This is a genomic window from Bradyrhizobium sp. SEMIA (assembly GCF_014844175.1).
GTDB lineage: Bacteria > Pseudomonadota > Alphaproteobacteria > Rhizobiales > Xanthobacteraceae > Bradyrhizobium > Bradyrhizobium arachidis.
The window spans coordinates 9045362-9062753 of sequence record NZ_CP046601.1; the positions used below are offsets into that span (position 1 = coordinate 9045362).

At 60.3% G+C, this 17392-nt stretch carries 22 protein-coding genes and 4 pseudogenes; 6 read left to right on the plus strand and 20 right to left on the minus strand.

The window, feature by feature from the left end:
- Positions 1 to 25 precede the first annotated feature (25 nt).
- Positions 26 to 661 carry a response regulator transcription factor gene (locus FOM02_RS43190; RefSeq protein WP_027563589.1) on the minus strand — a complete coding sequence of 212 codons (636 nt, stop codon included), beginning with the start codon at positions 659 to 661 and terminating at the stop codon, positions 26 to 28.
- Between the two features lie 150 nt (positions 662 to 811).
- Between FOM02_RS43190 and FOM02_RS43195 the strand changes: the two genes are divergently transcribed.
- Complete coding sequence (locus FOM02_RS43195; RefSeq protein ID WP_027563590.1) at positions 812 to 1102, plus strand: hypothetical protein; 291 nt, start codon at positions 812 to 814, stop codon at positions 1100 to 1102.
- Between the two features lie 54 nt (positions 1103 to 1156).
- Here the strand turns inward: FOM02_RS43195 and FOM02_RS43200 are convergent, their stop codons facing one another.
- From FOM02_RS43200 to FOM02_RS43245, 10 genes and pseudogenes are all read right to left on the minus strand, one after another.
- On the minus strand, positions 1157 to 1660 hold the full coding sequence (locus tag FOM02_RS43200; RefSeq protein ID WP_027563591.1) for a response regulator: 504 nt from the start codon (positions 1658 to 1660) through the stop codon (positions 1157 to 1159).
- Between the two features lie 147 nt (positions 1661 to 1807).
- The gene (locus FOM02_RS43205; RefSeq protein ID WP_027563592.1) at positions 1808 to 2125 is read right to left on the minus strand and encodes a hypothetical protein; all 318 of its coding nucleotides are present in this window, start codon (positions 2123 to 2125) and stop codon (positions 1808 to 1810) included.
- Between the two features lie 2 nt (positions 2126 to 2127).
- A complete protein-coding gene (locus tag FOM02_RS43210; protein ID WP_027563593.1) occupies positions 2128 to 3006 on the minus strand; it encodes a CheR family methyltransferase in 879 nt (292 codons plus the stop codon).
- A 60-nt stretch (positions 3007 to 3066) separates the two neighbouring features.
- Positions 3067 to 3453: a response regulator gene (locus FOM02_RS43215; RefSeq protein WP_027563594.1), complete on the minus strand. Its 387-nt coding sequence runs from the start codon at positions 3451 to 3453 to the stop codon at positions 3067 to 3069.
- Positions 3454 to 3484: 31 nt separating this feature from the next.
- Positions 3485 to 3568 (minus strand): annotated as a pseudogene (locus FOM02_RS47015) (chemotaxis protein CheW); the annotation flags it as partial.
- 603 nt (positions 3569 to 4171) lie between these two features.
- Positions 4172 to 4630 carry an Hsp20 family protein gene (locus tag FOM02_RS43225; protein WP_027561357.1) on the minus strand — a complete coding sequence of 153 codons (459 nt, stop codon included), beginning with the start codon at positions 4628 to 4630 and terminating at the stop codon, positions 4172 to 4174.
- A gap of 27 nt (positions 4631 to 4657) precedes the next feature.
- On the minus strand, positions 4658 to 5200 hold the full coding sequence (locus FOM02_RS43230; protein ID WP_051378247.1) for a DUF4142 domain-containing protein: 543 nt from the start codon (positions 5198 to 5200) through the stop codon (positions 4658 to 4660).
- Between the two features lie 23 nt (positions 5201 to 5223).
- Positions 5224 to 5685: pseudogene (locus FOM02_RS43235) on the minus strand (ferritin-like domain-containing protein).
- 229 nt (positions 5686 to 5914) lie between these two features.
- The gene (locus FOM02_RS43240; protein ID WP_167336471.1) at positions 5915 to 6070 is read right to left on the minus strand and encodes a hypothetical protein; all 156 of its coding nucleotides are present in this window, start codon (positions 6068 to 6070) and stop codon (positions 5915 to 5917) included.
- Complete coding sequence (locus FOM02_RS43245; protein WP_051378245.1) at positions 6067 to 7005, minus strand: DUF72 domain-containing protein; 939 nt, start codon at positions 7003 to 7005, stop codon at positions 6067 to 6069. Before FOM02_RS43245 ends, FOM02_RS43240 begins: the two co-directional genes overlap by 4 nt.
- An 89-nt stretch (positions 7006 to 7094) precedes the next feature.
- On the opposite strand from FOM02_RS43245, the gene FOM02_RS43250 reads away from it, so the two are divergent.
- Entirely contained in the window at positions 7095 to 8000 is a 906-nt protein-coding gene (locus FOM02_RS43250; protein WP_265441095.1) for an NAD(P)/FAD-dependent oxidoreductase, read from the plus strand.
- Between the two features lie 291 nt (positions 8001 to 8291).
- Here the strand turns inward: FOM02_RS43250 and FOM02_RS43255 are convergent, their stop codons facing one another.
- From FOM02_RS43255 to FOM02_RS43265, 3 genes are all read right to left on the minus strand, one after another.
- Entirely contained in the window at positions 8292 to 8528 is a 237-nt protein-coding gene (locus FOM02_RS43255; protein WP_159073942.1) for a hypothetical protein, read from the minus strand.
- A 4-nt stretch (positions 8529 to 8532) separates the two neighbouring features.
- On the minus strand, positions 8533 to 9087 hold the full coding sequence (locus FOM02_RS43260) for a sensor histidine kinase (RefSeq protein ID WP_027561354.1): 555 nt from the start codon (positions 9085 to 9087) through the stop codon (positions 8533 to 8535).
- Between the two features lie 357 nt (positions 9088 to 9444).
- Positions 9445 to 9783, minus strand: a complete 339-nt coding sequence (locus tag FOM02_RS43265; RefSeq protein WP_265441096.1) for an NUDIX domain-containing protein — start codon at positions 9781 to 9783, stop codon at positions 9445 to 9447.
- Between the two features lie 646 nt (positions 9784 to 10429).
- Here FOM02_RS43265 and FOM02_RS43275 point away from each other — a divergent pair.
- The gene (locus FOM02_RS43275) at positions 10430 to 10669 is read left to right on the plus strand and encodes a DUF2934 domain-containing protein (RefSeq protein ID WP_416207747.1); all 240 of its coding nucleotides are present in this window, start codon (positions 10430 to 10432) and stop codon (positions 10667 to 10669) included.
- A 363-nt stretch (positions 10670 to 11032) separates the two neighbouring features.
- On the opposite strand, the pseudogene FOM02_RS43280 reads toward FOM02_RS43275, so the two are convergent.
- Both FOM02_RS43280 and FOM02_RS43285 read right to left on the minus strand, forming a co-directional pair.
- A pseudogene (locus tag FOM02_RS43280) lies at positions 11033 to 11401 on the minus strand (hypothetical protein); the annotation flags it as partial.
- 12 nt (positions 11402 to 11413) lie between these two features.
- A complete protein-coding gene (locus FOM02_RS43285) occupies positions 11414 to 11734 on the minus strand; it encodes a hypothetical protein (RefSeq protein ID WP_265441098.1) in 321 nt (106 codons plus the stop codon).
- A gap of 496 nt (positions 11735 to 12230) precedes the next feature.
- Between FOM02_RS43285 and FOM02_RS43290 the strand changes: the two genes are divergently transcribed.
- Positions 12231 to 12518, plus strand: a complete 288-nt coding sequence (locus FOM02_RS43290; RefSeq protein WP_265441099.1) for a hypothetical protein — start codon at positions 12231 to 12233, stop codon at positions 12516 to 12518.
- Positions 12497 to 13147, plus strand: coding sequence for a hypothetical protein (locus FOM02_RS43295; protein ID WP_265441100.1), 651 nt, complete (start codon positions 12497 to 12499; stop codon positions 13145 to 13147). Before FOM02_RS43290 ends, FOM02_RS43295 begins: the two co-directional genes overlap by 22 nt.
- Positions 13148 to 13252: 105 nt before the next feature.
- Here FOM02_RS43295 and FOM02_RS43300 read toward each other — a convergent pair whose 3' ends face one another.
- Both FOM02_RS43300 and FOM02_RS43305 read right to left on the minus strand, forming a co-directional pair.
- Positions 13253 to 13411: a hypothetical protein gene (locus tag FOM02_RS43300; protein ID WP_181411709.1), complete on the minus strand. Its 159-nt coding sequence runs from the start codon at positions 13409 to 13411 to the stop codon at positions 13253 to 13255.
- Between the two features lie 21 nt (positions 13412 to 13432).
- Positions 13433 to 13681: a hypothetical protein gene (locus tag FOM02_RS43305; protein WP_265441101.1), complete on the minus strand. Its 249-nt coding sequence runs from the start codon at positions 13679 to 13681 to the stop codon at positions 13433 to 13435.
- 387 nt (positions 13682 to 14068) lie between these two features.
- Between FOM02_RS43305 and FOM02_RS43310 the strand changes: the two are divergent.
- A pseudogene (locus tag FOM02_RS43310) lies at positions 14069 to 15133 on the plus strand (alpha/beta hydrolase family esterase); the annotation flags it as partial.
- A 236-nt stretch (positions 15134 to 15369) separates the two neighbouring features.
- Here the strand turns inward: FOM02_RS43310 and FOM02_RS43315 are convergent.
- Both FOM02_RS43315 and FOM02_RS43320 read right to left on the minus strand, forming a co-directional pair.
- On the minus strand, positions 15370 to 16329 hold the full coding sequence (locus FOM02_RS43315) for an alpha/beta fold hydrolase (protein ID WP_265441102.1): 960 nt from the start codon (positions 16327 to 16329) through the stop codon (positions 15370 to 15372).
- A gap of 193 nt (positions 16330 to 16522) precedes the next feature.
- Positions 16523 to 17023, minus strand: coding sequence for a phasin family protein (locus FOM02_RS43320; RefSeq protein WP_265441103.1), 501 nt, complete (start codon positions 17021 to 17023; stop codon positions 16523 to 16525).
- Between the last annotated feature and the right edge of the window lie 369 nt (positions 17024 to 17392).

Here is a 17392-nt window from a genome sequence, read left to right on the forward strand (position 1 = left end):
GCCGGAACCCAGAACGAACCAGCGCTTACGACGCGCGCTGGGCCGCGGTCATCACGATGCGGATCAGGTCGGCGGCGTTGCGTGCGCCGAGCTTCTTCATGATGTTGGCGCGATGGTCCTCGATGGTGCGCGGGCTGATGCCGAGCGTGCGGCCGGCTTCCTTGTTGGACGCACCGGAGGCGAACTGCTCCAGCACCTCGCGCTCCCTGCGCGTCAACGGCTCGCGTCCGGGGAAATGCAGCGAGCCGAATTTCGGCGAGGCGTTTTCCGCCTGCCTGCGAGCATAGGCCCCGATCGCCTCGTCGAGCCGGCCGACGATCTCGCTGCCGCGGAACGGCTTCTCGATGAAATCGAGCGCGCCGCTCTTGATGGCGCCCACCGCCATGGTGATGTCGCCCTGCCCGGAGATCATGAAGATCGGTGCCGGATAGTCCTCGCCATGCAGCTCCTTCAGGATGTCGAGGCCCGACTTTCCGGGAATGTGCACGTCGAGCAGGATCGCAGCCGGTGTGCGGTTTCGCGCGACGGAGAGCAGCGCAGCGCCGTCCGCAAAACAGATCACCTCATAACCCGCCGCCTTCAACACCATCGACAAGGTGTCGCGAACGGCAGGGTCGTCGTCGACCACGAAGATTTCACCGCGAGAGCTTTGTTCGGCCATGTGCCACATCCAGTTGGCATGAAGGACTCGCGTCCGCGCCAAACCGTTATGGCGATCGGCGCGGATTCGGCCCACCCGTATTTGTACGGGACATGGACTTAACGCACAAGTAGCGGCAGGGTGCCTAATTGCGGGGTACGGAGAATATCCATGCTAAATTACGCCGGCATACCCCCGCTCGCCGCGATGGCCGATACTGACAGCCGTCAGTTGATCGCAGCCGAACTTCGCTCTCTGATCGCGCGCATCGAGATCAGCATGCGTCTGATCGACGCGGCGATGGAGAGCGAGGACGACAGCGCATTCGCGGGTTCCACCGAGATTGTCGTGCTCGACGACGTCACGCCGCGTTATGCCACGGCGAGTGCCGCCCTCAACGCCTGCCGGGCGGAGCTCAGTCACGCCCTGCAACAATTGTCCGAATCTGGCAGCGCAGCGTAAGTCGCAATCAGCGCGGCTGACCAGCCGCAGCTGATTGCATGGCAGCTCCGCGCCTCAGGCGCGGTGCCGTTCCACGATCGCGTCGGTGGCGACACCACCCCAGGTGTGAATCGCCGGCAGGCCCATCGCGGTCTTGCCGAGATTGGCGAGGCTGATGCGCAGGGCCGCGAGGTCCAGCGGCTTCGGCAGGCTCTGGAGCTCGATCCCCACGGAGCGGGCGAAGCTGCGGGCGGCGCTGCGGCGCTTGCCGTCCATGCCGCTGATGACGATCACCGCACCGGCGAATTTCGCCTCCGCCATCTCGCGCAGCACGTCGATGCCGTCGCCGTCCTCCAGCACGAGATCGAGAGTCACGCAGTCGAAGCGCGCGGCGCGGAGCTTCTCGATGGCTTCCGCCACGGACGGCGCCACGGTGACTTCGTGGCCGGCCTGCTTGGCGGCGACCGTGATCAGGCTGCGCTGCGTGGCATCGTCGTCGACCACCAGCAGCTGAAGCGCACGCCGCTCGGCGACGTCGGGCAGGTTGGACGAGACAGGGGAGAGGGAACTTCTGGGCATTGCCGTATTCCTGAGATTGAGACCGGCAATGGGTACACGGTTCGCGCTTAGGCGCCGTAAAACCGCCGCGGCAAATTCTTCCAGATGTTTCAGCAAATATAAAGCAACGTCGGGGAAAGCGCGCAGTCCTGCGCAACTGCTCGCCGATCAGGCCGCCGCGTCGTGGCCGCCGGCTGCGCCGCGCTTCTTCCGGTTCTTGCCGCGCAGGAACTGGATGTCCATCTCGGCGCCGTTGACCCGCACCAGCTCGCAGCGGCGGTAGGCAAGACCGGTGGACGACAGCAGCAGGAAGAACTCCTTCAGGTTCAATCCCTGGATCGAGCCTTCCACCGTGAGGATGGCGTCGGTGTCGGAGATCGCATTGAGCTTGCAGTCGCGGCGCCAGGTGCCGTCGATGGCCATGATGCAGACATCATAGCCGCGACTGAACGTCACGCGTTCGGTGCCCTTGCCATCCTCGGCCATGCCTATCGTCCTGCCATGACCGCCATGCGCGGCGCCGCGCCGGCGAGCACCGGCTTGGCAACGGCGGCACGCGGGTCGTTCGGCTTGTAGAGGCCGCGCCGCTCCGGGATCGGCCTGAACGTATCGGTCAGACCGACCACGGTTTCGGCCGCACCCAGCACCAGGAAGCCGTCGGGCTCGATCTGGCGCGCCAGGCGGTTGAAGATGTTGATCTTGGTGTCCTGGTCGAAATAGATCAGCACGTTGCGGCAGAAGATGACGTCGAAGGTGCCGAGCTGGGCGAAGTCGTGCAGCAAATTGAGCTGACGGTGCTGGATCATCGCCCGCAGTTCGGGATTGATCTGCCAGGTCTCGCCGGTCTGCTTGAAATATTTCACCAGCATCTGGATCGGCAGACCGCGCTGCACCTCGAACTGGCTGTAGATGCCGGCCTTGGCCTTCTCCAGCACCTCCAGCGACAGGTCGGTCGCGATGATCTCGACACGCCAGCCGGTAAGGGCCGCGCCCATTTCCTTCAGGCACATCGCCAGCGAATAGGGCTCCTGCCCGGTCGAGCCGGCGGCGCACCAGATGCGCACGCTGCGCCTGCCGGCGCGCGCCTTGATGATCTCGGGCATGATGGTGTCGCGGAAATGATCGAACGGGACCTTGTCGCGGAAGAAGAAGGTCTCGTTGGTGGTCATGGCTTCGACCACGTCGGTGATCAGCTGGCGCGAGCCGGCCTGCAGCTTCTGCACGAGCTCGGCGATGCCGGACAGCCCCACCTTGCGGGCAAGCGGCAGCAGGCGGCTTTCGATCAGATATTGCTTGTCTGCGGACAGGTCGAGACCCGAATTATCCTTCAGGAACTTACGCAGATACTCGTACTCGGTCGGGGTCACGGATAGCCTCTTCGAAGCTGTACTGGGAACACTCTGGCCCAAACGTCAGGCCAGACACACTCAGACCATGGCTTGTCCGACCGGGATCAAACCAACTTCAGCGAACTTGTCGGCGATGATGTCTTTGTCGAAGGGCTTCATGATGTACTCGTTGGCGCCGCCGCTGAGCGCCTGAGCGATGTGAGCGACGTTGTTCTCGGTGGTGCAGAACACCACCTTCGGCTGGTCGCCGCCGGGCAGGCGGCGCATGTGGCCCATGAACTCGAAGCCGTCCATCACGGGCATGTTCCAGTCGAGCAGCACCGCATCGGGCAGCTGCTTCTGGCAGATCTCGAGCGCCTTGGAGCCGTCCTCGGCCTCGGTGACTTGGAATTCCAGGCCCTCCAGGATCCGGCGCGCGATCTTGCGCACGACGCTGGAGTCATCGACCACCAAACATGTCTTCATTTTGGTTCTCCGGGTTCGATGTTTCGTTGGTTCACGCAGCCATCTGCACTTCGGTCTTCAACTCGAGCACGCGGTCGACGTCGAGGACGACCATGAGCTGGCCGTCGAGACGGTGGGCGCGATGCATCCAAGTCGCGCTTTCAAAGAACAACGTTGGGGCGCAGGATACGTTGCTGTCGGTGCAGCCGACTTAGGGAACCACGCGATCTTGGGGCGGTTCAGAGCGCGTGCATTAACGTGGGTTGATCCGTCTGAGCACGAGCCGGCCCTCAGGAGACAGCCCGCGCGGTCGAGGCCGTCGATATCGCTATGAGCGCGGCGGCCCAAGGCCGCCGCAGTCGCATCGTCGCCCCGCCCCGGGCGAGGTGGACCGTCGTCCTCGCCGTCGAGGCGCCGCAGCGCCGCCAAGATATCGGCGAGTCGGATCGTATGCCCCATGCCAGGTATCTCGCGCAGGTTGGGGCAGGATTCGACCGCGAACATGTCGGACGCCCAAGACGACAGGATGATGCGCTTCTCCGACGTGGAGAGGTCGGCGTCGTTCAGGACGTCGTCAGGAGATCCGTAGTGCGCAGCGGGGTGAAAGAGGGGACTAAGATTGCCGGAATTGGTTTTGGCATCGGTCATCGGTGGTCTCCCTTACGCTCCTTTCCAAGGGATGGTGTGATGGGCGGCGGGCTTGCGCGCCCGCCGCCGCTTGCCGATCGCATGAGAACGATCAGGCTGCCTTCTTTTGCTCGATCTGGGGCGAAGCCGTCGCGCCTGCGATTTGGATCCGGCGCGGCTTCATGGCCTCCGGCACTTCGCGGACGAGATCGATGATCAGAAGACCGTCCTGGAAGGATGCCTGTTTCACCTGGACGAAGTCGGCCAGATTGAAGATGCGGCGGAACGGACGTGCTGCGATGCCCTGGTACAGGAATTCGCCGGCGGCCTTCTCGGGCTTCTTGCCTTCGATGGTCAGCGCGTTCTGCTCCGCGGTCACGGCAATGTCGTCGGCGCCGAAGCCCGCCACGGCAAGCGTGATCCGGTAGTGGTCCTCGCCGGAGCGCTCGATGTTGTAGGGCGGGTAGTTGTCCTCGGTCGCCTGGCGCAACGCGCTGTCGACGAGGCCGGCCAGGTGGTCGAAGCCGATAGTAGAGCGCCACAGGGGCGCGAAGTCGAACGTGGTCCTCATATCCAAGTCCTCCAAAGAGCAAGATGGTTACGAAGGAGCGCAAGACGGCGGTCCGAGGTTCTTGTTCAGATCCTCGGCCATGCCGAGATGATGCTGTAACGCCGGTAAGGTCTTGCCTGCCCAATTCTTAAGCTTAGGATCGGCGCCACCTTCCGAATAGCCCTGGAAGAGTGATACTGCATCCTTGTGAGCGCTGACCTGCATCGGATCATACTCGCTCGCGAAGTCTCCGGGCTTGGTGTCACGCAGCTTGTCCAGCTTCTTTTGCGAGCTGTCATCGAGCTTGGCGGGAATAGCCGCCGCGGAATCGGCCGGCACCATTTCCTTGAGCTCGTTGCTAATCTTGGTGTGATCTGCAATCATCTGATCGGCGAATTTCTTCTCGTCTGAATTACCTTTCTGCTGGGCTATCTCCGCCGCCTCCATTTCCAGCATGTCGCTCATCGCCGCTTCCTTGACGAAGTCCTCCGTCTTGGGCGCGATACCAAGAGCGGAGTCGACGCCGATCTTTTCTCCAATCGACTGGGCGAAGCCCGGGGGCGGTGAGGGCTGTCGCCAGCAGCATTGCAAGCATGAACTGCTTCATGACGACCTCACGCGGCTTCGGCATTGACAGCCGAGATCGCCAGCTTCGACAGCGCGCGTCGGTCTTCTTCTCTTCGGCGAGCGTCGCATCGAGAAGCTTGACGGCATCCTTGTGGCCGAGCTTGTCGGCCCAGGTCCTCAATGCTCCACGGCTTGCGCGGCCGCTAGCAGTCCAGCATCGAGGGCAGGCGTATCCTCGTATTCTTCCATGACTTCCTTGCCGCCATCGAGGATGCCCTCGATGGCGTCGCACTTCTTGCCGCGCGCCGGCTTGCCGAGCAGCTCAAAGATTTGCTTGAGCCGCTCGATCTGGCCCTCGGTTTCGTCATGGTGCTTTTCGAAAGCCGCCAGCAATTCGTCGGAAGAAGCCGCTTTGGCATCTTTGGCAGCAACTTGTAGATCTGCTTTTCAGCGTACTAAATGTCTTTGAGCGTATCGACGAACAGACTGTTGAGGTCTTTCTCAGGCATGGTGATCCCCTGGAATGTGAAAAAAGGCCTGCTTCAACATTACAACCGAAGCGCGGTTCCTAGCTGAATGTTGCCGATAACAGCTTGTCGGGTTGCCCGGAGGCGAACGTCTGGCGACAATCGCTCGATACTTGCTGACACAATTTTACGCTAGCGTTCCACAACCTGACCGTAATTGCCGCCCCTGATGAAAATGGCGCGCGGCTCCGCTGCAGCATCCAATTTCTCGCTAGTCATCAGGAACAATTCCTCCCTCCGCCATCCGGCGGAGCCGAATTTCCACGACCTGCATTGCGTCGAGCATCAGCGTTAGTGCGGCGTACCAGACAAGCACGGTTTGAATCTCCTTCATCGCGGCGGAGGCCGGGAGCAGGACAAGCGTCACCGATCCTGGGAGTTCCTGTCGCGTGGCGTCCGCTTGCGAGTTGGTGCGGAGAGCAAGCGATAGAGCGTCTTTGCGTTGGCTGGCGCGCGGGCGTCATAGTCGTTGTTGAAGTAAACCCACGAATGTTTTGCGCCGCTGGCCTTGATCCGCTTCGCCCATTCGCGCAGCTCCTCATCTGAGTAATCGTGCCGGTACCAACGCTGTGGCCCGTGAAGGCGCACGTAAACTTCATTGGCCGTGCGGATGAGCTCATCCGGCAGGCGCGGACCGCTGCAGGAGCAGAAGATAATGCCGGCGCTTCGGAAGGCACGGTAGACCTCGTCGTTCCACCAGCTCTTGTGCCGAAACTCGACGACGTTGCGGCGGGCCGGATCCAACTGGCTGACAATCGAATTCAGCCGGGCCTTTGTGTAGTGGAAGCTCGGCGGCAGCTGGAACAGGAAGCAGCCCATCCTCTCCCCGAGAATATCGGCGATCACTCCGAAGTCCCGTATGAGCTCTTTAGTGTCTTTGAACTTTTTGACGTGGGTTATGAGCTCGCAGACCTTTACTGTGTATACGAAGTCTGCGTCGCTGGGCTGGCGGCGCCAGGCCTGCACGCCCGCAACGGTCGGCCATGAATAAAACGATGCATTGATCTCGACCGTGTCGAAGGAGGCGAGGTAATGGCTGAACCATTCCGGCTGAGGTACTTCAGAATAGAAGCTGTCCCGCCACTTCCAGTAGCGCCAGCCTGAGCAGCCGACATAGAGGGCTCGGCCCGGCCGGCCTCGACTGATCTTGCCCTCGGACTCAAGCTTGAGACGGGCACGGCGCATCTTCGCCGCGCGGACGATATTGGCCTCACGCTGCTTCTCCCGCCGCAGCCGCCGCCGCTCGCGCCGTTCTTCCGGCGTCAGGTCTTTCCCTTGAGGAACGATGGGCGGGCGCAGCATTTTTCACCTTCTACAGGAGTTAACAAGCGAACGGCACCGGTAGGTTCCGTGACAGGCAGGCGACCTAGATAGATGGTGGAACGATCACCATGAACGTCGATGTACTGATTGCCGGTGGCGGCCCGGCCGGGCTGAGCGCCGCGCTGATATTGGGACGATGCCACAGGACGGTGCTCCTTTGCGATGACCTGCGCCAGCGCAACCGCGCTTCTCACGCGATCCATGGATTGTTGGGAAGCGAGGGCACTCGGCCAGCTCAGTTTCTGCAGACTGCCCGCGAAGAGATTGGTCGCTATCCCACTTTGACCATCCGGCAAACGCGGGTCACAGATATCGGTCCTGCCGAAGAGGGATTTGAATTTCTCTGCGCGGATGGAACGACGGGGACCGCAGCCAAAGTCCTTCTTGCGACAGGCATCACCGACGAACTGCCGCATATCCCCGAAATTGCTGCCTTCTATGGCACCTCTGTCCATCATTGCGTCTATTGCGACGGATATGAATATGCCGGAATGCCGGTCGCAACTTACGGTAAAGGCGATAGAGGTGCCGATCTCGCAGTGATGATGAAGCACTGGGTCAGTGACGTCGTCGCTTGTAGCGACGGGTCTTCAGTCAGCGGGGCGGCGCTCGGTCGGCTCAGACAGCATGGCATCCCGCTACGTGCCGAGCCCATCCGCTCTCTGGAGGGTGCAAGGGGGCTGCTGACAAAAATCAAATTCGCCAGCGGACCAGATCTGGTGCGCGTAGGGCTTTTTTTCGCGACGGGATGCCATCAGGCTTCCGATCTTTCGCAGCGTCTAGGCTGCCGCAGGGGTGATAAGGGCGGGGTGATCACGGACCCCCAAAGCGAGGAGACCAGCGTGCCAGGTGTCTATGTTGCAGGCGACGTTTCGCGGGATGTTCTGCTTGTCTCGGTCGCGATCGGAGAAGGAGCCAAGGCGGCTGTTGCCATCAACAAGGCTCTCCTGCGTCGCAAAGGTCTGTGCGAGTAGCTTCCTTCGGCGGTTAGTTTTCGCCTTACGTAGCTATCTTCGACATTAATCCTCGGGATGTGGCGGGCTATGCGCTTCCCGACGAACTCATCGCAACACAGGACGCGCCCTTCGTTTTGGCAACATGATTAGTGAGCGGTGAAATGCCTAAGTGGGGCATCAGGGGGGCTTATCTTGTGAGCAACCGGGCTAGTTGTGACGCCAGCCTGTCCTTGGTCAGCGGCTTTTGCAGAACCGCGAGGGGCTTTATGGATTCGGCTCGAGCGAGGGTTGATTGGTCGGTGTTCGCGGTCACGAAGATCGCCTCGATGCCGTAGAGAGATCGAATCTCCAGCGCGGCCGTAATTCCATCGACCGCCCCGATGAGCCTGATGTCCATCGGTACAACATCCGCTTTTCCTCGCCTGCGATCCGGACCGCCTGCTCGGCGGAAACTGCGGTGCCCACCACCGTATGGCCGAGCGACTTGACTTGCTCCTCTGCGTCCAGAGCGATGAAGAACTCGTCCTCGACGATCAGCACCTTCAATTTATTAGCGTCCACATTCACTCCTGGGAAGGCTTGGGTTCGTTTCCTTGGACGACATGGTCAGCCGGTATGGTGAGTTCCCATCGGACGCCCTGCGGGGTGAATTCTGTTCGGAGGATCCATTTAGCGCGCGCGGAACGAGCACGGTGATCACGCGGTAGCCGAATCCTTCCTGCTCCATGTGCGGGGCGGTGCCGTCGCGTTCCTCCCACGTGAGGCTAACCCCACCGTCCTCCAGCGCCGCCCAGACCACGACCAGACGTCCCGCCTCATTCGACAGCGCACCGTATGTCGACGCGTTCGTTGCGAGTTCGTGGAGGGCAAAGCCGACATTCTGAACCGCCGTCGTGTCCAGGAAGATGTCCGGCCCGCTAGTTAGAGCGCGGGGCCCTGCGCCGAACGGCTCGAGGTGGGCATGCACCAGATCGCGCATCCACGCTCCTCGCCAGTTCTGGCGGAGCAGGAGGTCCTGCGACTGCGCCAGCCCCAGAACCCGGCGGTCAAATTGACCGATGAACTCGCCCACGGTGGCGCTCTCGCGCGCCGTTTGCAGCGCCATGTCGGTGGCGTGTCTCGCGCTCTCTTTGAATCAAAAAGCGAAGTAAGCCAGCACCGCGATAACTGGCAGAACGGCTATGCCAAAAATAATTAACGGTGCCGGTTCGTTACCTGTGCGATTACCCATGAGACCTCCGTGAAGAAAGCCCCCCACGGCGGAGGCGCGACGGGGCTTTCCCTGTAACGAGCGGACGCGTAGTCCACTCAAAGGTCGAATGAGTTTGGCCTAAGGCCGTTCCAATGAAAAAGCCCGAAGGCTTCCTTTCCCTCATAACTCATTTGAGCAAGAAGGCTTGGTTGGCGATGGCATCCTCGATTAACTCGTACTGCATCGGCATAAGATTAGCGGGGAGCTCGTTCAGGTCGAACCATCTCGCTCCAATGCTGTCATCATCTTGGGACATCTCTTGTCCTCTAATCTTTCTGCATTCAATACCGAGGACGACTTCATTGCCACCGGGAGACTGAATTGCGAAATGCTCAGGTGACGAGTAAAGCGCGCATGGTCGAACAATCCAGCACGAATTCCTGTTTCTTCCAAGTCCTCGCGATGAACACGATCCTCGATCTTCCCACCAAATTTTGCGCTCCCGCCAGGCAAACTCCACTGCAGGTTATCTGATCTAAGATGCAGAAGAATGCGGCGGCGGTCGTCTGATAGGATGACGGCTGTTATCCCGGGGATGATCCGTTGCATGCGATGACTATCGTTTGGGGCCTAATACGATTGACCGCGGGCAAGCAGCTGGTTGGCCTTTCCCTCAAGGACGGGAGAGGGGTACCGTGTTGCATTCGACGGCGCTCGAAATGGCAACCGCAATTGCAAGTCTGCTGCGCGGGTCGCGTTGGCTCGAATGAGGCGTCAAGCGCGGGCGGAAGATCAAGACTTTCGTGGGCAGCGTGTTTCGCCAGCATATCGGCGATCTCCTCGGTGACATCGCGAGACCAGCCCTCGGCCGTATTGGATGCGACAATGCTAAGCGGATAGGCGTATTGGCCTGAGAGGATATCCCGCAGCACGGTCTCGCGGTCCGCGTCCTGTTCGTCAGTCTCCCGCCAGGCGCAACCGGCGTGCGCTCCGAAGTCTTCCAGCACCAGATAGATATCGCGATCGAGACGATCTGCTGGCACGATTGCTGGCGACGAGCACATACGCTTACTCCGGTACTCCGGGTGCGAAGAGCGAGCCCCGGCTGGGGGGCTTTTGGGAGGCCGGGGCCGCTCCGCCAGCTCGGTCGGCGGGCCAGTAAGAGTCCAAAGCTTGCGTGACTGGCTTTGTTCCTCGCTACTCCATCGTCGGCGCGCACTGACTTCCAGTCACTTATCGGAAGTCAGGAGAGCACGTGCCTTTGCCAAGACTTGTTGCCGCACAAAAGGAACCGGGCGGCCTGCGCGGCTTTGCTTCTGAAAGGAAGGAAGTCATGACCAGCTTGAGTGAGGAAGATATCCGCAGTCGCGCGTACCGGCTCTGGCAAGAGGCCGGCGAGCCTCCGGGCGCAATGGATACCTTTTGGTACGAAGCCGAGAAGGAGCTTCTTGCTGAGCGGAGACAGAACGATGAGATGCCTTTGGATGGCAAATAGCTTACCCTAAAATCTTCTCGTTACCGAGAACGCGAATCGAGCAACATTTGTTTGCTAAGTGGGACGGAATCACAGTGCCAGCAAAGGCCATGTGGCGTAACGCCCACAGGGCCTTTGTCATTTGTCCTATGTGCTTGGCTTGAGTTTAGCTCGTGGATCCTTCCAGCCTCTGGCCTCTGAGCCGAACGTGGGCGGGGTCCGCAAAATGATCGAGACCCCGCTTACCAAGTATTAGCGCCGCTTTGTCGTGCGTGCCTTCGTCGCACGCCGGTTATAAGGCGAACGGTTGACCGGTTTCAGTGAGATGCCCTCGCGTTGTGCCTTGCTCGAGATCGCTCCCGGCGGGCGCTGCATCTTGAGGCTGATGACACCGGTTGGGGTGTTTGCCTTTGCGAACGCCCGGAGCTGCTCGCCGGCGGCCGTGGAAGCGAGCCATCCCGCAGCCACGACCGGCCCCAAACCGGGAATGGCCAATAGGCCCAGGCCGGCGAGGAGACCTGCCGCGCCGCCGATTCCGGCGCCAATGCCGGCCCCCGCGCCCGCCCCCTCGGCGCGATCATCGACGCCGTCGTGGTCACGGTCGACTTTGCCGCGCTGTGAAGCGTACCAATTGTCGGAATTGTTGGCGACGATGCTGATGTCGGAGTGCGGCACGCCGGCACTCTCGAGCCGGGTGACGGCCCCCTCGGCATCGGAATAACTGTCGTAGAGGCGAGAAATTGTGGTCGTCATGCTATCTGCTCCTTATTTTGCGGGGTTCACGTTGCCCTGGAAGTCGACGCTGACGTCGGTCTTGGTGCCGGCCTTATCGGCCTTGCCCCGCCAGACGCCTTCGTTGTCCTTCTGCAGGCCGGAGACGTTGGAATATCCCGCGTCCTCGATCCGCGATTTCGCTTGGCCCTCGGTAAAGCTGTTGCGGCCCGAGACCGGTGCGTTCGAATTGTTCTTATCGGAACTGTTGACGGCGTTGTTGCCAGGCCCGCTTTGTGCGGGCTGCGACTGGGCACCCGCTGGCGGGGACGCGAGCAGCAACAGGGTTGCGGCCAGCAAAGTTAGACGTTGCATGTTTGTTGTCTCCTGCAAGTGATTGTGCCGGCTACAACAAGTGAGATTCGAATTAGTTTCTACTGCGCGAAGCTGCGTAGTGCCGTAGTCCGCTCTCGCTTTACGAAGCGGCCGTGCGATACAGTCGTGATCGGATCGAAAGTTCTAGGACCGTGCGTGCCCAAGCATTCGAGGCCAATTCGGACGGAACTCCCAACTTCAGTAAGCGGCAACGGCTTGAGATCGGACAATCGAACGGCGTCAGGTCAACGATCGGCGTCGAGGGCGACATGGCCGCAATGGCAATAGAGTGGCGGTTGCTGATCTTTTCAGGCCCCCTCTCAGCAGATTCGGTCGCTTCCTTAGCCTCTCGAGTAGGACATTGCGAGCATCAAGGCCAGCTTTCAGGCGCTTTCAGAGCGCGCCACGGCATGGCTGCCGTCGGAGATTTCCACGCCCTTGGGTATTGCCCGTTGCATTGAGGTACGGAAACATGCGGGATCATTGAGGACTATCCATGGGGCTTTCGATTCGCTTTTATCTGTTTGCCGAAGACGGCCTTCAGAGCATCTCGCAACGAGTGATGATGGGTTTGATCCGCAGCAAAGACGCGATGCCGCAGTACGCCGGGACAAAGCAGAAGGTCGCGGACGTAATCCTGGAGAGCGAGGGCAAGAGGCCGGTTCGCATCGAGAGAGTGCAGGGCAGCTATCTGACGTTCGATGAGAACGACAAGTGCACAAGGATCTCGTGGCTTCGGGTTTCGCAGCGCTGGAGACGGGCATGGCGCTCGAAGAGGCTCTGAAGAAGCCTCAGACGAAAATCGTTGATCTTACTCCTAAGCTCAATCGGGAGAAGTGGGAGCGCGAGAACCGGTGGACGCCCTCCCAGGAGGACCTGGACGCAATTGCGGATGATATCTGGCGGCGCAAGCGCGCCGGGCAGCCCAAGGTCGAGCGGGCCAAAGGAGCGGCTCCCAGGCCCCTCAAATTGACGTGGGAGGCCGAGGAGGCCGTCCGAGAGATCGGCAAAAATCTCATGACCATCGACAACAAACTCAGACGGCTCACTGAGCCAGCGCTGAAGGGCGTCGCTTTCAAAGCGCGCGAGAACGCGAAGGTCGAGGCCGACGCTGCAATGTGGCTAGGTGTTGCCGAAGCGGCCGATCGTTGCCGCGAAATACTTGTCCGGCGGCGAACGGGTCGCGGCGTTTGGTACGCGATCGTGCAACTGCTGAAGTGGGAGGCGTCTCGCCGGACCGCAGAAGCGGCGGCTTCCTTCCACGAGCGGCATAACTCTAGGGCGGAGGCAGAAGACGCCGCTCGGCGAATGCTCGCGGAGCATGCAAAGCACTTCTACAGCGACACCTCTGTGGAGGCGGAGGTGCTGTGCGAGCTCGAATGGGACGAAGAGACTGGGATGAGGCTGCTGTAGGGTCGTGCCTCTGGTAAAACGTGACATACCCGATGGTGAGGCTTTGGTGCTCCACAAACGAGTTGAAAACGTGCGCCATGTCGGCAGACCCGAGGATCTGCCTTTTTAGCAATCCGAGTTCGCTCTGAGGTGATCAATCGAGATGGGCGAGCAAGGTGCCTCGCTGGGCGCGTCCTCGACTTCGCCGGTCGCTATCCTGCCGATCAGCATGGCGTTCTGTGCGGTGTCGGCGTGGCGCTTCTCGCCCTTATTGCCCTTGGGCATCGGTCCGCTATCCTTCGTGATCTAATTGAACGCGCCAGCGCGCCACCGAGCAGCATAGGCCAGTCGGTCTCTTTCCTCATTTTCTTTGGTTTGGAGATTGCCCCGCGTCCATATCACTTGGCCGTCGCGCCAAACCTCGCCTCTGGCGGTCTGATCGCTGAAATCAGCCAATCCGGCTCCGGTGATCCAGCGAATGGCCGCGCCTTCTTCGGCGAATTGGCGCGTCTCAATGTGGTTGTCGGACTCCCCGATCAATTTTGCCGTGTACATAAGCCGCCTCCGTTGACGGCCATTCTATCACGCGAAGGGCGGTCTAATGAGGGCGTCAAGCTGACGAAATTTCATCTGAGGCACGACCTGCTGTAGCGAGGAACGTGAGGCGAACAAATTCCCCGCTCTTTCCCCGCCTGTTGCTCCTTAGTTCTGCTTTTTCGTGCCTGTAACTGCCGAATAGGCACGAGGGCGAATTTTCAGAAAGCGCTGCGTTTTCAGAGGTTTTAATGGTGGGCGCACAAGGGATCGAACCTTAGACCTCTCCCTTGTGAAGGGAGCGCTAAATGACCGGGGCACCCCAGGTGGGGCGGAAGGTGGGGCGGCTGGCCAGAATTCAACATCTGCTATGGAAAAAAGTAAGGCGCGACTGGCATCACCACAGCACCGACGTCCCGCAGCCCCGCTCAGGCGCTTCCGCGGCTCGAGCCGCCGACCATCGACGCGAAGGCTGACCTCGTCGAGGAAAGGGAAAGCCGGTCGACCTCGCAGCCTAGCTCCGTTCAGGGCCGTAAACGTACCTCACCGCTCGATGGCATGAGGAAGTTTTCTGAGGTCGGCCTGCAACGTCCTATGAGACGCCGTTCACCATCAACGCCGGATATTGTGCCGGACGGCACACGGTTCATCGCCGGCAGCTACAGCAACGCGGCGGGGAGCCGGACCTACAAGCTGTTCGTTCCGAGCCGCTCTGAGGGAAGACAGCTTCCCCTTATCGTCATGCTCCATGGTTGCACGCAATCGCCAGAAGATTTCGCCGCCGGCACCCGGATGAACTTCCTGGCGGAAGAGCAGAATTGCTTCGTGGTGTATCCCGAGCAGCCTAGCGGAGCCAACCAGTCAAAGTGCTGGAACTGGTTTCGCACGAGCGACCAGCGCCGCGGCGAGGGCGAGCCCTCGATGATCGCCGGCATCACGCGTCAGATCATGCGCGACCATGCGATCGATCCGAAGCGTGTCTATGTCGGGGGCCTGTCTGCCGGCGGCGCCGCCGCGGCTATCATGGGCGCGACGTATGGCGACCTGTACGCTGCCGTGGGTGTTCATTCGGGACTGGCGCGCGGGGTCGCGAGCGATCTTCCCTCTGCGTTCGCCGTCATGCGGCACGGAGGCGGCTCCAAGGCAATTGCGGATGACAAAACATCTGTCATCCCGACCATCGTCTTCCATGGCGATCGGGACACGACGGTGCATCCAAAGAATGGCGATCGGATCATCGAGCAGTCAGCCGGCGCGACGAGACTGACAACGAAGGTACTTCGCGGACGCGTACCCAACGGTCACGCCTATACTCGCACCGTCCTGAGCGACGTGGGCGATCGAAAAATCTTCGAACGCGCGGGACACGCGTGGTCGGGCGGCAGCCCCGCAGGATCCTATACCGATCCGCAAGGGCCGGATGCAACGAGAGAAATGCTGCGCTTCTTCCTTGAGCATTCGCTTGATGAATAGTCGGACTTCGCCAACGCGTTCAGGTCCGCCGCTGGGCGCGTTCTTGCGATCTCAGAATCACCGAGCTTCTGACCTCGCGCCTCGGTCACCTGCGGGGTTGTGCGTTGAGCGATGCTTTCGCACTCTTCTCGGCTATGATGAATATCGAGTGTGAACGGCTCCGCGTTCGGCGCTCCAACGCCTCTGCACTTTTGGCAGGTCGGGGCCCCGAGCAGGCGGCTTTGCAACAAGAAAGCCTACGTGATCCTCATTGGTGCGGTGAGTCCCAGCGCCGCCACGGCATCCGCTATTCCCGGCGGATCCGCATAGGTAACCATATGACCGGCATTCTCGACCAGCTGCAGCAGGGAGCGGGGTAACGCTTCGTGCAGGCGGCGCGATTGGTCGGCCTCGATGAGCCGGTCACCCTTTCCATGCACGATCCTAACGGGGCACCGTATGTCCCGATATTGATGCTGCAACTGCGCGGCAGCTGGGATAAGGAACGCGCTCTCCTCGGCGGCTGCCCTCAACTGCTTAGGCCGAAGAGTCAAGGAGATCGGAAATTCGTTCTTGAATTCGGGCGGAACCGCACGCGGCGCGAACAGCGTGCGCATCAGCTTCGACATAATGGCCCACGATATGATGGGCGAAATAGTGTAGCGTATCAGGTCGCCGAGCAGTGGTAATGCCGGACTCGACATGAGCCAAAAGTCCATCCGAGAGGTTGGAAAATAATAGCCGGACGCAAGCACGAGCCCACTCACGGCATAGCCGGTTCTCAGCGCCAGCGCGATTGCCACCAGCGTTCCCCAGGAGTGGCCGAGCACCACCGGCTTGCGCACTCCAAGCTGATCAAGAGCCTTAGCGAACAAAGAAGCTTGCGTTGTGGGCGTCCAGATGCGCGTACGCGGACGGTCGCTGTAGCCAAATCCGGGGCGGTCGAAGCAAATGACGCGAAAGTTGTGCGCCAATCGATCGACCAGACCACTTAGGATGAGATCCTGAATCATGGTGCCATTCCCGTGGAACAGGACCACGCAAGGCGCGCCGGCATCACCGCGTTCGATATAGTGCAGGCGCACTCCGTCGCACTCGATGAAAACGCCGATCGGCGGATTCTTTCGCTCGGCGGCCACCTGAAATGCGATATTGCCGAGTATCAGAACGACAAGTATGGCCAAAATGATCAGTAGGACCGTTTCAGTTGTGGACATTTGTCAATCCTTAGACGGTACGCGCTGGCGCGGTATTTCGACTGAACAACTGAGGACCTCGGCTCGAAAGGCCAATGGGCACCAAGCGGAGGCTCACTACGGGGCACGCGCGGGCTCACAACGAGGGAGCGGAATCGGGCAATTGGCCCCTCAGCCGAAGGCAAGAAAACCCGTGCAGCGGTGAGGCTTGCCGTTATCGTGCCACCGCCTCGATGCGCCAGAACGGATATGCAGCCATTTCTTTCGAATGCTGCCCGAACATATCGATCCGTTTGCTTGCAAATTCAGAAACGACGGCGAACCATTCAGCTGGCGACCTGATCGCTGCAAACCTCAGGCCGAATTCAAAGGCAAATTGCGCGTTAGACTGGGCTATTTCGAGAAGCTTCGCCTGATAAGCCTGCATGTTTACCGTCGCTAAGGTGAAAGCTTTTAATGGATCGCTGTCTCTCATCCTCTTACTGAGGTCATCTGGTATGGCATCCACCCGAGTCTCAATGATGGGAGCCTCGTGTTTTGGATCGTCATTCGGAGTCGGTTTAATTGAGACTGTCGCAACAGAGCGAAGTGGATTCTCGTTCGGGCTTCTAACAATGGCCTGCTTGTTCCGTTGAGGCCGCGCGACCATTTTCGGATTGCGCGCGCGCTTTGACGGTGTTGCCAGCTTACGTTTGCTTGACTTACGTTTGCTCATCCGAAGCTCAACAATATGGGGAACGACCACAACGGTCATTTCTGAAAATACAACAGGGTTTGGAAGTCGGCGTTCCAAACGCGCGAAATGTGCGAGTTCCGCACGGTCGCAGCTCAATCGCGCGCTCTGATGTTGATGATTATTTTAGGTAGCAGCTCCATCCCACGAACGCCGAGCTTGCGATCCGCGAGATCCATGTCTGACGGCGGCCAGTCCTAGGACAGTCAGCCCCGCTCGTTATGCCGATGCGGCGCGACGGCGCTTTTAGCGCCCGTACAGAGATATCGCCGTCGACCGGGTAGAGCTCGCTGACCAGCACGTCGAACGCCTCAACGAGCATGCTCATCAAGAAGAACAGGATCGTTGGTC